Origin of the sequence: Flavobacterium sp. FlaQc-48 (genome assembly GCF_044007335.1) — a bacterium.
In the GTDB taxonomy this organism is placed as follows: domain Bacteria; phylum Bacteroidota; class Bacteroidia; order Flavobacteriales; family Flavobacteriaceae; genus Flavobacterium.
In genome coordinates, this window is record NZ_JBIPCR010000006.1 from 67,237 (window position 1) to 88,594 (window position 21,358).

Annotated in this window: 19 protein-coding genes; 13 read left to right on the top strand and 6 right to left on the bottom strand. The window is 33.4% G+C overall.

The features are described 5' to 3' along the window. The first annotated feature begins 11 nt into the window (after positions 1-11). The 5 genes from ACHRWY_RS11595 (at position 12) to ACHRWY_RS11615 (ending at position 2,537) form a co-directional block, all read left to right on the top strand. Positions 12-536: an SdpA family antimicrobial peptide system protein gene (locus tag ACHRWY_RS11595; RefSeq protein WP_395354720.1), complete on the top strand. Its 525-nt coding sequence runs from the start codon at positions 12-14 to the stop codon at positions 534-536. Continuing rightward, complete coding sequence (locus tag ACHRWY_RS11600) at positions 520-1,422, top strand: sporulation-delaying protein SdpB family protein (protein ID WP_395354722.1); 903 nt, start codon at positions 520-522, stop codon at positions 1,420-1,422. The genes ACHRWY_RS11595 and ACHRWY_RS11600 overlap by 17 nt, the downstream gene beginning before the upstream one ends. Then, a complete protein-coding gene (locus ACHRWY_RS11605) occupies positions 1,410-1,757 on the top strand; it encodes an SdpI family protein (protein WP_395354723.1) in 348 nt (115 codons plus the stop codon). The genes ACHRWY_RS11600 and ACHRWY_RS11605 overlap by 13 nt, the downstream gene beginning before the upstream one ends. A 304-nt stretch (positions 1,758-2,061) precedes the next feature. After that, complete coding sequence (locus tag ACHRWY_RS11610) at positions 2,062-2,292, top strand: DUF5808 domain-containing protein (protein ID WP_395354725.1); 231 nt, start codon at positions 2,062-2,064, stop codon at positions 2,290-2,292. 23 nt (positions 2,293-2,315) lie between these two features. Beyond that, complete coding sequence (locus ACHRWY_RS11615; protein ID WP_395354727.1) at positions 2,316-2,537, top strand: hypothetical protein; 222 nt, start codon at positions 2,316-2,318, stop codon at positions 2,535-2,537. A gap of 11 nt (positions 2,538-2,548) precedes the next feature. Here ACHRWY_RS11615 and ACHRWY_RS11620 read toward each other — a convergent pair whose 3' ends face one another. From ACHRWY_RS11620 to ACHRWY_RS11630, 3 genes are all read right to left on the bottom strand, one after another. Continuing rightward, entirely contained in the window at positions 2,549-4,726 is a 2,178-nt protein-coding gene (locus tag ACHRWY_RS11620; RefSeq protein ID WP_395354728.1) for a TonB-dependent receptor domain-containing protein, read from the bottom strand. Between the two features lie 114 nt (positions 4,727-4,840). Then, a complete protein-coding gene (locus tag ACHRWY_RS11625) occupies positions 4,841-5,902 on the bottom strand; it encodes a helix-turn-helix domain-containing protein (protein ID WP_395354730.1) in 1,062 nt (353 codons plus the stop codon). A gap of 119 nt (positions 5,903-6,021) precedes the next feature. Beyond that, positions 6,022-6,369, bottom strand: coding sequence for a helix-turn-helix transcriptional regulator (locus ACHRWY_RS11630; protein WP_395354732.1), 348 nt, complete (start codon positions 6,367-6,369; stop codon positions 6,022-6,024). Positions 6,370-6,731: 362 nt separating this feature from the next. Between ACHRWY_RS11630 and ACHRWY_RS11635 the strand changes: the two genes are divergently transcribed. The 5 genes from ACHRWY_RS11635 (at position 6,732) to ACHRWY_RS11655 (ending at position 12,986) form a co-directional block, all read left to right on the top strand. Further along, entirely contained in the window at positions 6,732-6,959 is a 228-nt protein-coding gene (locus tag ACHRWY_RS11635) for a DUF5808 domain-containing protein (RefSeq protein ID WP_395354733.1), read from the top strand. A gap of 46 nt (positions 6,960-7,005) precedes the next feature. Continuing rightward, positions 7,006-7,176 (top strand): hypothetical protein, encoded by a 171-nt coding sequence (locus tag ACHRWY_RS11640; RefSeq protein WP_395354734.1) that lies wholly within the window; start codon positions 7,006-7,008, stop codon positions 7,174-7,176. A gap of 489 nt (positions 7,177-7,665) precedes the next feature. Then, on the top strand, positions 7,666-11,097 hold the full coding sequence (locus tag ACHRWY_RS11645; RefSeq protein ID WP_395354736.1) for a hypothetical protein: 3,432 nt from the start codon (positions 7,666-7,668) through the stop codon (positions 11,095-11,097). Between the two features lie 63 nt (positions 11,098-11,160). Next, the gene (locus ACHRWY_RS11650; protein WP_395354738.1) at positions 11,161-11,673 is read left to right on the top strand and encodes a hypothetical protein; all 513 of its coding nucleotides are present in this window, start codon (positions 11,161-11,163) and stop codon (positions 11,671-11,673) included. A 242-nt stretch (positions 11,674-11,915) separates the two neighbouring features. Next, a complete protein-coding gene (locus ACHRWY_RS11655) occupies positions 11,916-12,986 on the top strand; it encodes a glycosyltransferase (protein WP_395354740.1) in 1,071 nt (356 codons plus the stop codon). 2 nt (positions 12,987-12,988) lie between these two features. On the opposite strand, the gene ACHRWY_RS11660 is transcribed toward ACHRWY_RS11655, so the two are convergent. From ACHRWY_RS11660 to ACHRWY_RS11670, 3 genes are all read right to left on the bottom strand, one after another. Then, positions 12,989-14,284, bottom strand: a complete 1,296-nt coding sequence (locus ACHRWY_RS11660; protein ID WP_395354741.1) for a porin — start codon at positions 14,282-14,284, stop codon at positions 12,989-12,991. A 169-nt stretch (positions 14,285-14,453) separates the two neighbouring features. Continuing rightward, complete coding sequence (locus tag ACHRWY_RS11665) at positions 14,454-15,533, bottom strand: sensor histidine kinase (protein ID WP_395354743.1); 1,080 nt, start codon at positions 15,531-15,533, stop codon at positions 14,454-14,456. 249 nt (positions 15,534-15,782) lie between these two features. After that, positions 15,783-16,466 (bottom strand): response regulator transcription factor, encoded by a 684-nt coding sequence (locus ACHRWY_RS11670; protein ID WP_041518469.1) that lies wholly within the window; start codon positions 16,464-16,466, stop codon positions 15,783-15,785. Between the two features lie 233 nt (positions 16,467-16,699). Here ACHRWY_RS11670 and ACHRWY_RS11675 point away from each other — a divergent pair, with 233 nt between their 5' ends. The 3 genes from ACHRWY_RS11675 (at position 16,700) to ACHRWY_RS11685 (ending at position 21,299) form a co-directional block, all read left to right on the top strand. After that, entirely contained in the window at positions 16,700-19,513 is a 2,814-nt protein-coding gene (locus ACHRWY_RS11675) for a TonB-dependent receptor domain-containing protein (protein WP_395354745.1), read from the top strand. A 132-nt stretch (positions 19,514-19,645) separates the two neighbouring features. Further along, complete coding sequence (locus tag ACHRWY_RS11680; protein WP_395354746.1) at positions 19,646-20,854, top strand: hypothetical protein; 1,209 nt, start codon at positions 19,646-19,648, stop codon at positions 20,852-20,854. Positions 20,855-20,960: 106 nt separating this feature from the next. Beyond that, positions 20,961-21,299: a T9SS type A sorting domain-containing protein gene (locus ACHRWY_RS11685; RefSeq protein WP_395354748.1), complete on the top strand. Its 339-nt coding sequence runs from the start codon at positions 20,961-20,963 to the stop codon at positions 21,297-21,299. Positions 21,300-21,358 lie beyond the last annotated feature (59 nt).

Consider the following 21,358-nt stretch of genomic DNA (forward strand, 5'->3'; position numbering starts at 1 on the left):
AATTTATCTCCATGAAAAAGTATCTTTACCCAACACTAATAGTTGGTTTCTGGATTATCTTCCTTAGCTATATTTTTGAGGCTAGCATTCCCATACCTAGCAATGAAACTTTCAAACGTAAGGCAACTTTTTTTAATATTATTCCACAGGGTTGGGGATTTTTCACAAGGGATCCGAGGGAAAATGAAATATGGACCTATCAAATCTTAAATAACACAGCTATAAAAGTTACACAAACAAATGGAAATCTAAATAATTTCTATGGAGCTTCAAGAAAAAACAGACTTATTAGTATAGAGTTAGGCCTATTAGTTTCTCAAATACATACTTCATCGTGGATAAATATGAAAGGTGGTAAATTAATTTTAGATAAAAAAATCCATACAGATACAATATTAAATTCACTTAATCCATGTAATATAAAAGGGAATCTTTTTATAGTTGAACAAGAAAGAGTTCCATGGGCTTGGTCAAAAAATTTGCATACTATCGTTATGCCTTATAAATATGCTAAAGTTTATGTTAAAACAAATTAAAAATTCTATAGACAATACTATAAACCAAACTTATACAGTTAACCCTTGGACTAATGTTTATGGATTATCCCGAACCTTTTTAGCTTTAAGTTTATTAGTTAATCTAATATTTACTGGACATACATATTTATTTCCTACAAATAATAACATTCAATTAAGACAACTGATATTTGATTTTGAAAAAGTAAGTATATTTTCAGTCTTAGATAAAAATATTCATTTAGCATGCATAATTAGTATCATAATCCTGCTAATGACAATAACGGGCTATTTACCACAAATTACTGGCATACTACATTGGTACATTACTTACAGTTATATGACATCATCAATACTGATAGAAGGTGGTGATCAAATTGCTGCAATACTGACTCTTTTATTGATTCCTGTTACACTAACAGATAATCGAATTAATCATTGGCATAAGCAAAGAAACTCCGATAGAAAAAAGACAAAAATGCTTATTTGGAGCATTTATTTTATAATTACATTGCAAATTTCAATAATATATTTTCATGCTGCAATTGCGAAACTTTTTTCAAAAGAATGGTTAAACGGGACAGCAACTTACTATTGGTTCACACATAATATATTTGGTGTTTCAGAATATCTTAAATTTTTAATTCAACCATTTTTATCAAATTCCTTTATTGTTGTTTCACTAACATGGGGAACTATTATTTTTGAAATAATTTTATTTGGTTGGTTATTTATGAAACGAAATCTTTGGAATTGGAAATTATTATTTTTACTAGGAGTATTATTTCATTTTTCAATTGCCTTCATACATGGGCTAATAAGCTTTATGCTTACAATGATAGGAGCATTAATCTTATATTTAATTCCAAAAAACAAAGATTTAAAACTAAAAATATGGAAACAATAATTCTTATCATTAAGAACCCTGTAGTTCTTATTTCATTACTTATAATGACAATTTTCAAATCATTCCCACCCAAGAGTATAAATTCCTGGTATGGATATCGTACCGCTAAATCAAGAACAAGCAAACCAAACTGGGATTTTGCTCAAGGATATAGTGCAAACCTTTCTTTAATATTACTATTTCCTTTATTGCTATTTCAAATCTTATTATACGCTATCTACAGCAGTACTGCATTAATTGACTTATCAATAATTACATGTTGGCTATTATCTTTTGGGATTGTTATATATAAAACCGAAAAAAAATTAAAACAAATAACGCCCGAAAAAAAATAAACATGAAACCCAAAACTAAAAAAACACGTTTTTTTATCAATTATATTTTAGGCCCTGTCTATATACTAGTAATTTTTAGGATTACTTTTTTTGAAGGCTATGAATCTTTTACGGAAAAAATTATTGCATATAAAAACGATCTTATGATGTACCTCGCATTTATACTTGCAATCATTAGCTGGATTTTCATACGGTGGGGAATGAAATTTCCAAAAAGTAACAAAGAAATCTAAAAACCATGAATAACTCAGGATTTCATCAAGATATCGATTTAGCAATTTTTTTTTTAAAATCTAAATTTTAAATGCAATACAACAACGAACCCTCAGAAGAAGAAAAAAACAATTGGAGCCAGGATCCTAATAATTGGGTTTGGGGCCTTTTCTATTATAATACAAAAGACAAAAGAATGTTTCCTCCTAAAAGAATAAAGCAGATGGGATGGACAATTAACTTTGCTAATCCAAATTCGGTTTTTCTTTGCGTTATTATGATTCTGATTTTAATGATTTTATGTGAGGCTGTAAAAAGATAATCTAATCCATTTTTTATAATTATATGTCAACTCAAAAAAAAAAATTACTCATTTTTTTAATTCTTACTCTATTATTTATTGGTTATGATCTAAATCAAATTCTTCAAAAAGAAAGTATAAAAGACATTTCATTTTTAGATTTTAGATTTTCTATTGGACCTTTTTTGACATTTATTGCTGTCTTTTTAAGCTATAAAGAAGAAATTAAAAAAAAGAAAAACACTACAAAGCAAGACGATCTATAACATTAATAAATCTACCTCGCCCTATTATTCTCCGTCTGTTCAATTTCAGCTTTCTTAAAAGTCTGTTTCTTTGAATTTCCAAAACTATAGGTTGCTATCAGTTTAAAATAATTGGTTGTATACGTTCTGTGATAATAGATTTCAGTTTGTCCTACGTCATAATTACCGGAAACCATAAAGTCATGAAAGATATCATTTGCTGTAAAATTGAGTTTTAGCGCCTCTTTAAAAAAGTTTCTTTCGATTCCTACTGTTACCGTTGAACGGCTGTTATCACTTCCCAATCCATAGCCTCTGTCTCCCAAATACCAGGCAAGAAGTTGGATTTTAAAAACATTAGGAATTGTAAATGTATTATTAGAATAAAAGTAAAATTGAGGTTTTACCGGACTAAAAACATACGAATAATAATGGTCTATTGATTTTGTTAAGTTAACACTTACCGTGTTTGTTGAGTTCCACCATTTGACATTAAAAGACCTTGAAAGTGAACTAAAAAACACATGTCCGGCTTCAAGATTTATGGCCTTTAAAATATAACTGTTTGGCGTATCTCCTCGCAAAGCAGCACCCGAAATGGGATCAATTTTATAAGTATACCCTATTTTAAAATCAAACTTTTTATACATTGTACCAATTTCAAAAGCATGTGTTTTCTCAGGAAACAAATTCGGGTTTCCTTCTATAGTGGTAAACGGATCCTGATAAATAACATACGGATTCAAAGCCTGATATCTTGGTCTTGTTATTCTGGAAACATACGATACATGCGCTTTCAAATCATCCGAAACATCAATATTCAGCAACACATTAGGAAAAAAATTGCCATAATTTTTTTTGAATTCCTGAATTCCGTCTGCTGTACTATACAAATTATAGCTCGTCCATTCGCCTCGGACGCCAAAAGAAAAATTAAACTTCTTTCCTAATGAACTTCCATAATTAAAATAAGCAGCACTGATTTTTTCAACGTATTTAAAATCACTCGAAAGTTGATCATCAAGTTCAAAGCCGTCATTTTCTGCATCAGAAATCAGGAAATCTGTTCCTGATTGCACTTTTGCATTGCTAAATTTTGCTCCGGTTTCAAGCTTTGTATTTTCATTTATCTTTTTAGAATAATCTGCCTGAATGCTTATAATATCAATTGTATTGTCAACATTATTCTTCAAATACTTTTCAGCATTTCGTTCGTCAACCAAACTATTTTCATCAATAAAATCCTTTATCGTTCCGTTATAATTAGAATACTGCGTTCCTATAAATAAAGAAGACCCCTTACTATCTGTTATGGCATTATAATTTAGATTAATAAACTGATTGAGGAGCACATCATTTTTATCAATATCAGTGGCGTAAAAACTATTTCCCATATTGTTTGTTATTGAATTTCGGCTTTCTACTACTCCACCCAAATCTTCAATATTACCGCTATAAGCTAATGAGATATAATTCTTTTCAGAAAAAGCATATTGTAATCCAAATCCAAAATTGGAATAATTATTAAATTGTCTTTGCCAGTCTGTTGTTAATACAGATTGCATATATTCATCAGGATTGGGTCTTGTTCTGGTTGTATATAACAATTCCCGGCCTTTGCCCAATTGTAGCCCGTAATTGGTTATAAATGAAAATTGGCCTTTTGTATAATTAAAATCCAGCAGTGTATTGGTGCTTATTCCGGCAAATTCTGAAACTGTAACTTGCTGGCTCGCTGTTCCTATCATACCGTTTTCGATATTTTTTTTGGTAATAATATTGATCACCGCTTTTCCTTCGGCATCATATTTTGAGGATGGATTTGAGATGACTTCTATTTTTGAAATTTGCGACACCGGAATTGCCGCGAAACGTTCGTAATTAATCAGTATTCCGTTCAGGTAAATAATCGCTTCCCCTTTTCCGAGGACGCTTATTTGTCCTTCGGCTACGATAACATTGGGAACCCGGCCCAATAACTCGTTTACAGAACTACTGGTCGAAAGTAACGTATTGGCAACATTCACATCTATATTCCCATCTGACGAGTATTTCAGTAACGCAGCCTGCCTTTTAATGACAACTTCATTTAACTCATTATGCTGATCTACAGCTTTCTCCGGAATTGTTTGTTTGGACTGACCGTTTGCTGAAACAGAATGCAGTATCAGACTGTATATAAAAATGAAAACATAAACTAGGAATCTCATAGATTTGACCATTTAAAATTTGATTTTGTTGGAGACAAAAGTCTATTCTAAATGGCCAAATGAGGTAATCGAAACAGAAATCAGGAGTACGAATTTATAAATTCACACTTCGTTTCAGGCCTGTAAAGCCTGATTCTGGTAATTTAAAGGTGTCGTTCCGGTTTGTTTTTTAAAGGCTGCAAAAAAAGTTGATTTGGAATTAAAACCTACATCATAACCTATGGATTCCAAAGTCAGTTTATCGTTTGAAGTTATGATTTTACACGCTTCATTGATCCGGAACTCATTGACAAAACTGGTAAAATTCTTGTTCAGATTGTTGTTTAAAAACTGTGATAACTGATGGCTTGAAATGTTTATTTCTTTTGCCAGATCCGGTAAAGTCAAATTGGAGTTTTTATACCATTCTTTTTCAGTCATGATCCTTTCCAGTTTTTGAGATAAAATCGCTGCTTCGGCCGAATCTATTTTTTTGCCGGCATTCTTAGGGCCATTTAGCAAAAACAAATCATCGGTTCTTTTTCGGTATAAAAGGATGGAAATAATTAAATACAGAATAAAAGAAAAAACAACCGCGCCGCTTATATAAGTTGCCGCAGAAGCGCCCATTATAGAAAGAAAATAAAAAAGGAACAGCAGGAAATTCCCCAAAAAAAGCATCCCAAACCACATTTCAGACGGAGTTGTTTGGTGTTTTCTGTTGAGGATTTTCGTCAATATTTTTTTGATCGCAAAACCGGAGAGAATTATATAAAAGAACCATTGAAAATAAATTATTCTAATCAGATAAAATCTCCAAAGTTTTGGATAGTACTCGTATGGAAATATGATACCGACGGAAATAATAACCAACCCAAAAAACAGAAGCGTAAGTTTCCAGGACTTTGGCATAACATCAACTTCTTCAACAGCTGATTTTAGAAAATAATACAAACACGGGCCTATAAAAAAACAAGCTGTGAGCCCAAACTGTAAATACATTTTGGGTAAGGCCGGATCAAAATAAACAAATACAGATTTTCCGATTCTTATGCTCAATGCAAATAAAAGGGCGCCTAAGAAATAATTGGTCAGGTATTTTTTCCTGGTAAAGAAAAAGAAATATATCCCCAAAATGATTCCGTTGAAAGCTCCTAAAGCACTAAAAAAGAATAAAAGTTCCTTACTAGTATCCATGATTTGAATTTATTATATCGAAACAAAGCTAAAAAAAATTACGGCTTTTAGGATATTTTATTCCTTTTCAAATCTTTCGTCACTTTTTGTTTCTTTTATACGTACTTAGTGAAGCTTTTTTATGCTTTCCTTTCCTTCTTCAAATCTTTAATAACCTTTTTCAATTCCTTTATCCTCTCTTCATATTGTTGGATGACCTTATCTGATAATTCGATAAGAACAGCTGTAGTCTTCATTTGCTTTTGATTCGGTTTTGACTTTTTATAATCTGTTCTCAATAATTCATCAGGAGTTATTTCAAAGATTTTGCAGATTTTTAAAATATGAATAGCCCATGAATGACTTTCACCCGTTTCCATTCTGGCGTAAGCCGATTGCGATATCTCAAGATAATCGGCCATTTCTTCCTGCGACATATTCTTGTTTTTACGAAGTGCCTTAATTTTATTTGCTACAACAATATTCATAATAAATCGGATTTTCCATACAAAAACAATAGAGGACAGTTTTGTAAATATATACTCATAAAAACCACATTATTTTTTGATAAAAATTATTCCCTCTATAATTTTTTAAAATTACCCGATAATCGAATAATACATACACTGGCAAAACAGTAACTTTAGCCTTACAAAAAAAAATAAATAATTCCTCACCATCAGCATCCAAATCTGAAAAAAAGGAGCCATTAACCCCAAAAACATATGACCGATTCAGCATTACTTCTATGCCTTCTTGTAATTATAGTAGCATTAGGTTACCGATTTAGTAAAAAACACCCCTGATTAGTTTCTATCTGCAACCCTCAAATTATTTTAACCTGCCCCTCATGAATTCAAACCATAATCCTAATGAACAACCCCAAAACGAATGGAACAACGACCCCGACAATTGGGTCTGGGGAATTTTCTATTATAATCCAAAAGACAATAGGCTGTTTCCTCCCAAAAGAATTAAAGAAATGGGATGGACGATTAATTTTGCCAATCCTAATTCTGTATTTCTGGTCATCATTCTAATTGGAATCCTGATGATCATAAGCGAATATGCCAAATAATTTAACTCAAAAACAAATCACTGCTTTTGACTAAATCAGGTATATCATGAAACTTTTTATATTCAAGTATAGTGTCGCCATTATGAGTTGTCTTTATCTGGCTTATTTTTTTTACAATTCCACCCGTGCAGACAATATGATAAAAATGGGGACTTCTATTGCTTTAGCCTTTTTTATTTCTGTCTCTATGCTGTCTCAAATAAAAAACAGAAGATAACCCATAGCAATTCGTTAATTACATAAATCCATCTTATAAAAGGCTTCCGTTTAGCAATGAAGCCTTTTATTTTATCACTTTATAATCAACGGATTAATCTCAACTCAAAAAATCCAAATCTTCTTATTTACAAGTAATTAGCTAATTTTACTACTAGCAATAGTCGGGAATTATGGAAAATGAAAACGCTCCAGGCAAAGCAACCAAAGAAAAATAGATTAACGACCGAACAATTGGGCTGGGGGAATTTTCTATTATAATCCAAAAGACAAGAGACGGTTTTCTCTAAAGAAAATAAAACAGTTGGACTGTACAACTCAATTTGCAAATCCTAATTCGGTTTTTGTATTAATTATTTTACGGTTAGTCCTTATCATTTTAGGAAGAAAAATTCATTAATCATCTATTCCGAACCATAAAACTAAAATATCCTCCATAACATTTCCCAATTATAAATACTACTTTTGATCTTTTAGAGTTAAAGTATTTATGTTGAAAAAATTACTGTTACTAACGGTTTTGATTTGGTATTCCGGGCTTCAGGCACAGGAAACGGAATCATCGTACAAAACCAAAAAAGTAATCGTAACACGGGATACAATCCATTTAGAACCATTTAGTATCAACTCCGGTTTTTTTCAGCTTTTAAACACTAAAAATGAACCAATAGATTCCAGTTTTTATACCATTAATTTTCAAAAAGGAACTTTGATTTTAAACGAAAAGCTAGGTTCAACTTCTGATACTTTAATTGTAAACTACCTTAAATACCCTGATTTCATTACCCGGGAATACAGTCTTTACAAATCAAACCAGGTGGTAACCAACGACATTGGTACTGAAAGATTATATAAAATTGACAACTCAAATACTAAAAAAGTTACTCCTTTTGACGGGCTGAATACTTCCGGAAGCATCACGCGGGGCGTTACGGTAGGAAACAATCAAAACACGGTTTTAAACTCCAATTTAGATCTTCAGATTACCGGAAAAATATCCGATAAAGTTAGCCTGCGGGCTTCACTTCAGGATAGTAATATTCCGTTGCAGGATGGCGGTTATTCGCAAAAGCTGGATCAGTTTGACAATATTTTTATGGAACTTTTCAGCGATGACTGGAACATTCGTGCCGGGGATGTTTTTTTAGAAAACAGAAAAACCCAATTTTTGAATTTCAATAAAAAGGTCCAGGGCCTCTCGACCAGTTTTAATTTTGGTACAGAAGAAAGCAAAACCAACATTTTTGCCTCGGTTGCTTTTGTAAAGGGGCAATATGCCAAAAGTACTTTTACAGGTCAGGAAGGCAATCAGGGACCTTATAAACTAAAAGGCCAAAATGGCGAATTGTATGTTTTGGTTATTTCAGGATCAGAGCGGGTTTATGTAAATGGTGTTTTGCTAAAACGGGGCGAAAACAACGATTATGTGATCGACTATAATGCCGGAGAAATCACGTTTACTTCGCTTTTTACGATTACTTCCGAAATGAGAATTAATGTAGAATATCAATATTCCGAAAGAAATTATAATCGGCTTGTCACTTACGCCGGCGCGACTCATGAGAATAAAAACTGGAGTTTTGGTGGTTATGTTTATTCTGAAAATGACATGAAAAATCAACCCCTGCAACAAAATCTGTCTAAAGAACAAGTGGGTATTTTGAGCCAGGCAGGTGATGATCCTAATTTAATGAAAGCCCCATCGGCTTACGAAGATACTTATGCAGATAATAAAATCCTGTATAAAAAAACAATGCTCAATTCCGTTGAAGTTTACGAGTATTCAAAAGATGCAACCAATGTTTTGTACAATGTAAAATTTAGTCTCGTGGGGAACAATGCGGGAAATTATATAATTCAGAACAGCAATTCAGTTGAACGCATTTATCAGTATGCCCCGCCAGTTAACGGCATTTTACAAGGAAATTATGAACCTATTGTAAATCTTGTTGCGCCCATAAAATTACAGGTGGCCACTTTTTTAGGAAAATATAATCCAAATGAAAAAACACTGGTCGATTTTGAAATTGCCATAAGCAACAACGATAAAAATTTATTCTCGAAGATTGATGATGGCGACAATAGCGGAATCGCGCTTAAAACCAATATCAAAAAACGCCTCTTTACGCGGGACTGGACTCTGGATGCTTTTGCAAATTATCAATTTGTTCAGGAAGATTTCAGATCTGTTGAGCGGCTGTATAATATTGAATTTAATCGTGACTGGAATTTAAATACCACTCTTTTAGGAAATCAAAGTTTAATTGTAACGGGTTTAAATTTTGATTTATTTGCTCAAAAGAAGACCTCAAATATTGGTTTATTCACCTATCAATTTGAGAAACTGGATTATACAGAAAGTTATTCCGGTGCCCGACATACGACAACTGCCTTGTTTAAATTGCAACACTGGACGATCGAGAATCAGGGCAGTTTTTTAAATAGCGATGCCACCACTTCGACTTCAAAATTTATTCGCAATCAAACCAGAACAAAATATCATTTTGGCAACAATTGGATTGGCGCCAGTATGCAACTTGAAAACAATCAGCAAAAAGATAAAGTCACGAATCAGTTTTCGGCTTTAAGCCAAAGATTTTCAGAATATGGGGCTTTTATTGGTCGCGGCGACAGCACAAAAGTTTTTGTTGAAATTGGATATCTGCAACGTCGAAACGACAGTTTACAAAACGGATTATTACAGCATGTAAACAATTCGCAAACCTATTACCTAAAGTCAAAATTAATTCAGAACAAAAAGACAGATTTAGCAGTTTACGCCAGTTACCGTAATTTAGATTTTACCGATTCTGCCCGAAAAAATGAGCCTTCGCTAAATTCCCGAATATTGTATAATGATCGTTTTTTTAATCAGTTCATGCAAATTGGAACCACTTATGAAACCAGTTCCGGAACGATTGCACAACAGGAATTTACGTATGTCGAAGTTCCAACCGGTCAGGGGGTTTATACCTGGAATGATTATAATGGTAATGGAATACAGGAATTGGAAGAATTTGAAATAGCGGCATTTCCGGATCAGGCACGATATGTCCGGATCTTTTTACCCAATCAGATTTACATTAAAACCAATCAGAATAAATTTTCACAATCTGTTATTTTAAATCCATTGCAATGGCAAAACGAGAAAGGCTTTAAAAAACTCGCTTCTTATTTTTACAATCAGACCTCTTTTATTATGGACCGGAAAGTAAAAAGTCAGGGCGAACGTTTAGAGCTGAACCCTTTTGATTCTTCTGAAGAAAACATCTTAGGATTAAATTCAAGTTTCAGAAATAGTTTGTATTACAACAGAGGAAAACAAAAACATTCGGTTACGTATACCTATCTCGTTAATAAGGGGAAAAATTTACTTTCTATAGGATCGCAGGATGTCAGAAACAGTTCAAATCAATTGCAATACACCCATTTGTACCAAAAAAGCTGGTTGTTTAATTTCTTTACCAAAACCATCAAAACCAATTTAGTTTCTGAAGATTTTGTCGAGAAGAATTATGATCTCAAAGGATACCAGCTGGCACCAAAAGTGAGTTATTTATTTTCGAAAAATACCAGCCTGGATTTCTTTTATGAATTTCTGAATAAGGAAAACCAGATTGGAAATTTTGAAACTCTGGTGCAAAACCGGCTTGGAACTTCGTTTTCGTTTGCAGGCGAGAAAAAGATAACCTTAAATGGTGAATTTTCTTTTTATCAGAACAAATTTAACGGTAATGAGTTTTCATCTGTTGGTTTTCAAATGCTTGAAGGGCTTCAGGCCGGGCAAAATTTAGTTTGGAAATTGCTTTTACAGAAAAACATAACACAGTTTTTGGATGTTAATTTGAATTATCAGGGTCGAAAAAGCGAGACCGGATCCGTGGTTCATACAGGAAATGTCCAACTTCGCGCTTATTTTTAACACTTTACGAAAAACCTACCAATAAATTGATTAATTTTAATTGAAATTTAAACCCGTAACCTTATGAAAAAATTATTATTACTTAGTTTTCTAGTTGTTTTCTCATCTAATTTCTATGCTCAGGAAACAACTGCAAAAGCAGCTAAGAGCAAAACCGAAGCTACTGCGAAAAAAGCAAAAGCTGACGCCGACAAGGCAAAAGCTGATGCAAAAAAAGAAGCGGCAAAATCTAAAAAAGCGGCAGATAAAGCTACCGAAGCATCAGCAAAAGCCAAAAAAGAAACGTCAGATGCTGCCAAAAAAACAGCAGACAAAGAAGCTACTAAGGCAAAAAGCGATGCTGCCAAAGCAAAAAAAACAGCAGCCAAAGCTGATGAAACTGCAAAAAGCGTGACAAAAGAGGCAACGGCAACTAAAAAGTCAGCTACTAAAACTGTAAAAGAAACCAATGAAAAAGCGCCAAAAGTAGCCGATAAAGTTACCGGAGAATACAACGGAAAAAAAGTATATACCGGACCAAAAGGCGGAAAATACTACATCAATAAAAACGGAAACAAAACATACATTCAGGATTAAAACGAATCGAATGTGATAGAAAAGGAACTACTCCAATAGTTCCTTTTTTTTTGCCACATCTTTAAAACAACCGATTATCAGTTAACATATAAGTAACCTTACACACCAATCCTTATTTTTATCCAACTCTTTTAACGGATTATCTGGCCTGAACCCCAATATAGAGTTAATAATTTAGTAATATGTGCGAAATAACATAAAAAACATATTTCTTTATCTTCGTTTTCAAAAAGCGTTAAACTATGAGCATTGACTATTCTGCGAACAAAACAATTTTAGTTGCTCCATTAAACTGGGGGTTAGGCCATGCCACAAGATGTATCCCGATTATAAAAGCGCTTCAGGAAAACAATTATATTCCGATAATAGCTTCTGATGGTGTTGCATTGGCATTATTGCGAAAAGAATTCCCTTATATTCAATGTCTGGAACTGCCTTCGTATCATATTGAATACGCGAAGAATGGCAAAAATTTTAAGTGGAAACTGATTAAGAATCTGCCTAAAATGATCGTGGCTATTTTAGACGAAAAAAAAATAGTGAAAAGCTGGATCAAAAAACATGGTATTGATGGAATCATTTCAGATAACCGACTGGGTGTTTTCAGCAAAAAAGTTCCCTCTGTGTTTATGACACATCAATTGAACGTGATGACCGGAAATACAACCTGGTTTACCAGTAAATGTCATCAGCATATTATAAAAAAATATACCGAATGCTGGGTTCCGGATACCAATGAAAAAACAAATCTAACGGGTGAACTCGGACATCTTAAAACGGATCATCTTAATTTAAAATACATTGGTCCTTTGAGCAGAATGCGCAAAAAAGAGACTCCTAAATTATATGATTTGATGATTATTTTATCCGGTCCTGAACCGCAGCGTACCTATCTGGATGAAAAATTACAAAAAGAGGTGGCTCATTATAAAGGTAAAGTTGTTTTTGTACAGGGTATTGTAGAGAAAACACAAACCAAGTGGCAGGCCGGAAATGTTACCTATTACAACTTTATGAACTCAAAACAATTAGAACAAACTTTTAATGAAAGTGATTTTGTTTTGTGTCGTTCCGGTTATACAACTGTAATGGACTTAGCAAAACTGGGTAAAAAAGCTTTTTTTATTCCAACTCCGGGGCAATACGAGCAGGAATACTTAGCCATAAAACTTCAGGAAGAAAATTTGGTACCGTATGCCCTGCAAGACGACTTTACCATTGAAGATCTTTCAAAAGTAAAGTCGTTTAAAGGTCTGACTCAATTTAACGATACTATAGACTGGGATGCTCTGTTTACCGTTTTTGAAGATTAGCCTTAAAAATTAAACTGTGCCTGTAACCTCAGCAAATTTCCTTGCTGACGGTTGACAGGAAGCGCACTGTCCTCAAAAGTACGGTCGGCAATTACATATTCGGCTGTAAATTCAAACGCTTTAAACGGTTGCCATTCTATACCAATTTCATAATCTCTCACAACATAACTTCTGGCATCTTTTTCATATTTTTTACCTCCGTCATAATATTGAAATTTAGCAAAAGGATATATATGCTGCTTTTTGATATCTAATTTATAGTTCAGTAATACATAACCACCATTTAAATCAGTTTCATCAACTGTATTGGTAAGTGTATTGTAACGGGGTCCTCTACCCACATTATATTCGGTTTGAATCCCGAAAGGTCTTGGATACAAAACAAAAGTTGCCCCTACTCTCTGGTCTTTCACATATTGCGGATCATCTACTTTTACTCCCGGTGAAATTTCACCCGTAAAAGCCCATTTTCCGGTATAAGCCTGAATTCCAGGTTCGATAATCTGACTTCCAATTACAAAAGGATAGGTTACTCTGGCAACCACATTTAAATCTCTGTTGCCATCTAATTTATTGGCGATTTGTCCATTGTAAACTCCAAAAGCAAAAACCCCAAAATCGCCTGAACCTTTATAACCGTCTTTAACCAACATCGCAAAACGTTCTCTGATTTCGGCCGGTGCCCAATAAAAAAACAATCCTAAATCACGTTCGTTTAATATGGCACTATTCATGGCATCGTTACGATCTAAGGCCAGTCGCTGAGAACTGGACTGCATGTTTTCAAAACCGTACGGAATTTTACTTTGCCCTACACGAACGCGATATTCCTTTTTCTTATCAAAAGAAAGATCAAAATACAAATCCCGGATCTGAACAAAATTCTGGATTCCGGTACTTGGTGAACTGGCAAAATCGGGTTGAAAATAGAAAAACACATTGGGATGGACCTGTCCGGAAAAGACTAAACGTGCACGACGAATAAAAAGTCCGTTGTTGGATTTAGCATCCGGATCTGTAGAAGTTGTTCCCCAGGATTTATCACATTGTTCGCACGAAACTTTATCATTTGTAGAAAACAAACCGTTGTATCGTATTTGTGCATAACCCCTTAAAGAGATTCTGTCGTACCAGTGTTCTTCACCACTAACACCAGATTTAGTATCCGGCAGTTTCGCCTTGTTGATCGAATCTAAAATACGCATTACTTCGTTTTTTACATCCTGTTTATTTAAATCCTGAGCATTTGCTGCAAAATTGATCAGCAATAAAGCGGCAACTAATTTTCTTTTTATCATCCTTTCTCTAATTCCCTTAATTTCAGGGTACAAAGATGTATCACCAATGTTAAGAAATCATTAACAAGATGTTACTATAATAAAAATTTATTGTTATGCACTTTTCATTAAAGTTGATTAATTGTTAAAACGCTCTGTTTTAAGGCCTTTTACGTAAATCAACTTACAATTACTTAACGTCTGCTTTTATGGCTTTATGTGCTTTTTCGAGTGTAAAGGAGAATTCAGAACCAATTCCGAACTCACTTTCTACATATACTTTTTCTTTATGAGCTTCAATAATATGTTTTACGATTGCCAAACCTAAACCGGAACCTCCTTCAGAACGGGTTCCGCTTTTGTCTACACGGTAAAAACGTTCAAAAAGTCTTGGAATATTTTGTTTTTCAACACCTTCTCCGTTATCACTAATACGGATTAAGACTTTTTTCTTGGTTAAATTAACTACGCCAACTTCGGTTAAACCACCTTCTTTACCATATTTAATAGAGTTCACAATCAGGTTTTCCAGTACTTGCTGAATTCTGTCCTGATCTCCGCGAATGATAACCGACTGCACATTTTTGCTTTCAAAAGCCAGTTTGATCTTCTTTTTATCAGCTTTCATTTCTAATAAATCAAATACATTCTGAATAAGCTCAACAATATTAAAATCAGTCATATTCAAATCCAGATCCCCCGATTCTAATTTGGTGATCATATCTAAATCTTCCACAATGTAAATTAATCGTTCTACTCCTTTTTCGGCACGCTTCAGGTATTTTTTTCGAATCGTTTTATCGTCCATTGCACCGTCCAGCAAAGTCGAAACATAGCCCTGAACAGTAAACAAAGGCGTTTTAAGTTCATGTGAAACGTTTCCTAAAAACTCTCTTCGGTACTGTTCTCGGATTTCAAGCATTTCAATCTCCAGTTTTTTATCCGTAGCAAACTTCTTCACTTCGCGTGAAAGTGTTTCCATGTCTGTGGTTATAGGCTGATTGATCAGGGTAGTAGATTCCAGTAACGAAACCTCATCGTAGATTTTCTTCACCCTTCTGTAAATAAAACGCTCTACACGGTATTGCAGAACTAAAAAAGAAAAAATATAAATGGATATAAGAAAGATTATCCCAAATGCGATTTGATGATTTAATTGATTTTTATAGAATAAGTGCATCAATATCAGTACAAATCCAGTCGCAAAAAGACTGATGTATAATGCCGACTTTACAGCAAATTTGTATGTTTTTTTAAAATTAATTTTCATTGATAGTATTGAACCATTAAGAGATTAAGAAAAATTAAGTTTCTCTTTTGAGTTAATGAATTTCTCTTAAATTAACATTTGAACCCAAAGCAAAGTTAATTCAAAAACCATATAAGCAATTAAAGCTCATACGATCTTTAACTACTTATATGGTCTGTTTTTTTTTAATATTTTAAAAAAATTGAATCCGTTTTAATCTAAAAAATTGCTTAGGATCTTAGTCCCTTAGCAACTTAGTATCTTAAAAAATTAAACTTCAAATTTATAACCAACTCCTTTGATGGTTTTAAAAAGGTCTTCTCCTATTTTTTCGCGTAGTTTTCTGATATGAACATCGATTGTTCTGCCTCCTACTACCACTTCATTGCCCCAGACTTTATCCAGGATTTCGTCTCTTTTAAAAACTTTACCTGGTTTCGAAGCTAATAAATAAAATAATTCGAATTCTTTTCTTGGCAAAGCAATTTCAACATTGCCTTTAATGATCTTATATTCCTCGCGGTTAATCTCGATTCCACCTACATTTAAGGTATCACTAACCACTTCTTGTTCTTTTAACCTTCTTAACAAAGCCTTTACTTTGCTAACCAATAATTTTGGTTTTATTGGTTTGGTAATATAATCATCTGCACCTGCATCAAAACCAGCAACTTGTGAGTAATCTTCGCTTCTGGCCGTTAAGAATGTTATGATAACATTATTTAATTCAGGAATTTTTCTGATGTGTTCGCAGGCTTCCATTCCATCCATTTCTGCCATCATTACATCCATAATAATTAGGTCCGGTAATTCTTTCTGAGCCTTTGCTATTGCTTCTTTTCCATTAGAAGCCGTTACAATTTGATAGCCTTCCTGAGCAAGGTTATAGCCAACGATTTCTAAGATATCTGGTTCATCGTCAACTAATAAAATCTTGGTTTGTGTTTTTTTCATAAATAGCAAAAATTGAGATTTTTACATCAAATTTTCTTTATTATACATTCGATGTTTTTTATTTCACAGCGTAAATATACTAACAAAATAACCGTTAAAAATTGCGGTTAACGGTAATTTAATCTGGTAACAATTTGATAATCTACAAGACACAAAAACATAACAAGTACCTAACATGGACTTTACACGGCGTTTCTTTCTTTGCACAAAAATAAATCAAACACAACACACAAATGAAATTCAATTTAAAATTTCTACTTATCACACTATTTATTTGTACGATTTCGGTCGCGCAAAACAAAGGTACGATTTCTGGTGTATTAACCGACAAAGAAACCAACAATCAGCCTTTACCTTTCGCAAATGTTTTAGTAAAAGGGACTAACACAAGCGCGAACACTGACATTGACGGAAAATATTCATTGAGTATAAATCCGGGAAATTATATTATTATTTTTAGTTTCGTTGGATATGAATCTGTAGAACAACCTGTAACGGTTAAAGCAAACGAAACAATTACTGTTAACAAGGTACTTTCATCAGGAAGTTTTACTTTAAAAGATGTTGTGGTAAAATCTACTGCAAACAAAGAAAAAGAAACCGCATTATTATTAGATCAAAAAAATGCTGTGGTAATCAAACAAAGTATTGGTGCACAGGAAATGTCCCGAAAAGGAGTTAGCGATGTCGAAGAAGGTTTGACAAAGATAACAGGAATCACAAAAGTAGAAGGAAGAGGATTATTCGTAAGAGGGTTAGAAGATCGTTACAACAGTCTTTTACTGAATGACCTGGCTGTTCCATCGAACAATCCATTTAAGAAAATCATTCCTTTAGATATTTTTCCAACCGATATTGTAAGTGTTTTAGAAACATACAAGACTTTCAATACCAATTTATACGGCGATTTTGCCGGAGCTACTTTTAACATAGTAACAACTGCCACTGGAAAAAGTCAAACGAAAATTAATTTTGGAGCTGGTTATACAATCAATAACAACCTAAAAAAGTTCCTTATTTCTCAAGACGCGACTTCAACATCTGATTTTTTCGGATTTTCAGGTAACGAAAGGGATTTACCATCTGCATTGACTAAAACTCCAAGTAACCAAACATTAACTGCAGACCAGGCGGCAAACGGATTTGGTTCAGGGTTTGACGTTAAAAGCGATGTATCGCCTTTAAATACAAGTTTTGGAATTACTCATTCAGAAAAATTCAATGTAGGCAAAAAAGATAATGTATTTCAATATTTGATATCACTTAACTATGATAATAAATTTCAAATTAGAAGTGGGGCCGATAGAATTTTCAATACTGCACAAGGAAACTATGACAATGATTTAGTGACAACACAATATAAATTTATCACAAACTCATCTGCATTACTAGGTTTGACTTATAAAACAAAAAGACTTTCTCTTACATCAAACACTACCTATCTAAAATCGACTGAAAATTTAATACAAGATCAGTTAGGTTATACGAATTCTAATGCAGCCCAGACAAATGGTTTTATCAGAATGAACCAATTGCAGGAATCGACTTTTTTAAACACACAATTGTTTGGTAATTATAAAATAACTGAAGATGAAAGACACACTATAAAATCTGGTATCTCATTCTCTACAACACAATACGAACTTCCAGACAGAAAATCTTTCAAAGGTATTAAGATGGATGACAATACAACTTCAATATCATATACGGGGAATAGTTTAACTAGACAATATCTTGATTTTAAAGGCGATCAACATATCTCTGGTTTACTGGAATACGGTTGGAAATTTGGAAATGAAGACCTAAGCAAATCGCATAAGCTTACAGCAGGATATAGCGGTTATATGAACAAAATGGGATCTGAATTTAGATTTTTAGTATCACAAAATCTAAACTCAAACAGTGCTACTTTCCCAACCAATACCCCTGATGCTACTTTAAATAACGAAATTTCAAACAACAATTTCACTTACAGAGAAGGAACAAACTCAACTTACAAAGCAATGTTGGAAGAGTTTATTAACGCCGGATACTTAGACTTAGCCTTAAAATTCTCAGAAAAAATCGAATTAAATGTAGGCGCAAGAGTTGAACAGACCCACAGAGAAACAAAATACAAGTCAACAGGAAGTTTTGAAGATCCATATCAAAAAATCATTAATGACAAGACAGATATTTTGCCGTCTTTAAACACAAAATATATTTTAAATGAGAATTCAAACTTACGTTTTGCAGCCTCAAAAACAATTACAAGACCTGTAATCATGGAGTCTTATCCTCTAGAATTTGTAAATCCGGATGGTACTATAGAAAGAGGTAATGAATTTTTGACTAATAGTGCTAATTATAACTTTGATTTGAAATACGAATTGTTCCCAACGAATAAGGAATTAATTTCTGCTACAATTTTCACTAAAATGATAGATAACCCTATCGAAAGATTATTCACAAACTCAGCAGGAAGTGGTGGACAAATTATAACATACGGTAATTCTAATAAAGCTTTATTGTATGGTGCTGAATTTGAGTTCTTATTTCAATTAGAAAGAATTTCAAAATCATTATCTAATTTCTCTCTAGGTGCTAATGCAGCATTAATGGATACAAAAGTAACTATTGAAAAAACTTTTGAAAACGGAGTTAATAATCCTGAAACGATTGCCGTTGATGATAATCCATCCCGAAAACTACAAGGAGCGTCTCCTTGGATATTAAATGCTGATCTTAGATACGATTCTGAATTTAGTGAAAAATGGAAAAGCTCTATGACTATGGTATACAATGTTTACAGCAAACGAATCTATGCCGTAGGTACAAATGGTCTGGATAATTATTACGAAATGCCGTTTGGTAAACTTGACTTTATCTGGCAAAACAAAATTTCAGACAAATTTGATGTTAAACTTTCTGTAGACAACCTATTAAACCCATCTTATAAAATAGAAATGGGTGCCAATAGCAGAATTCCAATAACCGAAAGTGATTTAACGGTAAGAGAATACAAAAAAGGAGTTGGTTTCTCTATGAATGTATCTTATACATTTTAAAAAAAACTTAACAATTACAAAACACAAGCTTAAAGAACGAGTGATGATTTGATAACATTCTCTTAAATAGATTAGAAGAGACTCGGATTAAATTTGTTGGAGAATAAAAATAAAACACAAAAAATAAAACTTATGAAAAAATTAGTATTCTGCTTAGCAGTTTTAGGAAGTATCTTTACAGGATGTTCAAGTGACAGTGGAGATGATACGCCGGTAAAACAACCAGTAACCGGAGAAATATCTTCAAATATTACAGCAAATAAAACTTATGCTTACGGTAACTATACATTAAAAGGGATGATCAAAGTTAACAGTGGCGTAACGCTTACTTTTGAGCCTGGTTGTACAATTACTTGTGATAAATCTACAGGAGAAAATGGTCTTATTATATTAAACGGAGGAAAACTAATTGCTAACGGTACAGCAGATTCTCCAATCGTTTTCACTGAAAAATCAAAAATCGGAGGTTCTTGGGCTGGTATTATCATGTACGGAGATGCTCCAATTGTAAATTCAGCAACTGCTCCTGCTCCACAAACAGCAGTGTCAGAAGATGGTTTAAATTTAACTTACGGAGGTTCAAATGCAGCACACAATGGAGGTTCATTGAAATATGTAAGAGTTGAATATGCCGGACAAGTAATCACAACTAACAGTAAAGAAAATAACGGATTTTCATTCTATTCTGTTGGATCAGGAACTGTATTAGAAAACCTGGTTGCTTACAAAGGTAACGATGATGGTTTTGAATTTTACGGAGGAACAGTAAGTTTGAAAAACTCAATCTCTTACGGTAACAGTGATGACTCTTTTGACTGGCAAGATGGATGGAGAGGTCAAGACAACACAAACTGGTATGCATACCAAACAGGAGTTGCTAACTACGGTTTAGAAGTAGAATCTAAAAGTGTTGACAATGCATTCTGGCCAAAAGTTACTAACATCACTCTTAAAAGAGCTGCTGGTACAACTACAGAAGCACAAAGTGAAATTCAATTGGATGCTATCCAATTTAAAAAAGAAGGAAATGGTGATTACAGCAACATCGTAATTGATGGTTACGGTAGCCAAACTACTCCAACTGCTTACAATGGTGGTGTGATTCAAATATTAGACAAAGCTACTTATGATCACCAGGTTGCCGGAGGAAAAATCAAATTAAACAATGTAAGAATCACTAACTCTCCTATTACTTTCATTTCAGGAGTTCCTGCTTCATTCACAGTAACTGCAGCTAGTTTTGTTCCTGCTTCAAACTGGACAATCAGTACTACTGCTACCGGAGCTGTTTTAACTCCTGGTGCATGGTCTACAGTTGATGGTGTTAGCTTAATTAAATAAGAATACCACATATAAATGTTAAAAACATCCTAAAATTTTAGGATGTTTTTTTTTGGCGTAATTTTTGTAATTTTTTTTGTATATTTACGGTAATCAAAATAACGCGATGGCAAAAAACTACTTTTATATTACATTCTTATTGGCTTTTTTCTTTACTGTAAGTGTTTCAGCACAAGACAGTAAGCAATTACCAAAACCTCAGGAGTCTACTACTATTGAGGGTCTAAGCTTGTACCCTAATCCGGTTACGAACGGAAAAGTATTTATCTCATCTAAAAATGATTTAGAGAAAGAGATTATTATTTTTGACGTTTTAGGTAAAAAAGTACTTCAAACACATATCAGTTCAAGAGAATTAAACGTCTCAGATTTAGTTCCCGGCGTTTATATCATCAAAATAAGTGAAGAAAATGCTTCCGCAACACGAAAGCTCATTATTCGATAAACATTAAGAATATAAAAAAAAGCCTCAGGAAAACCCCTGAGGCTTTTTTTTGCTTCAAT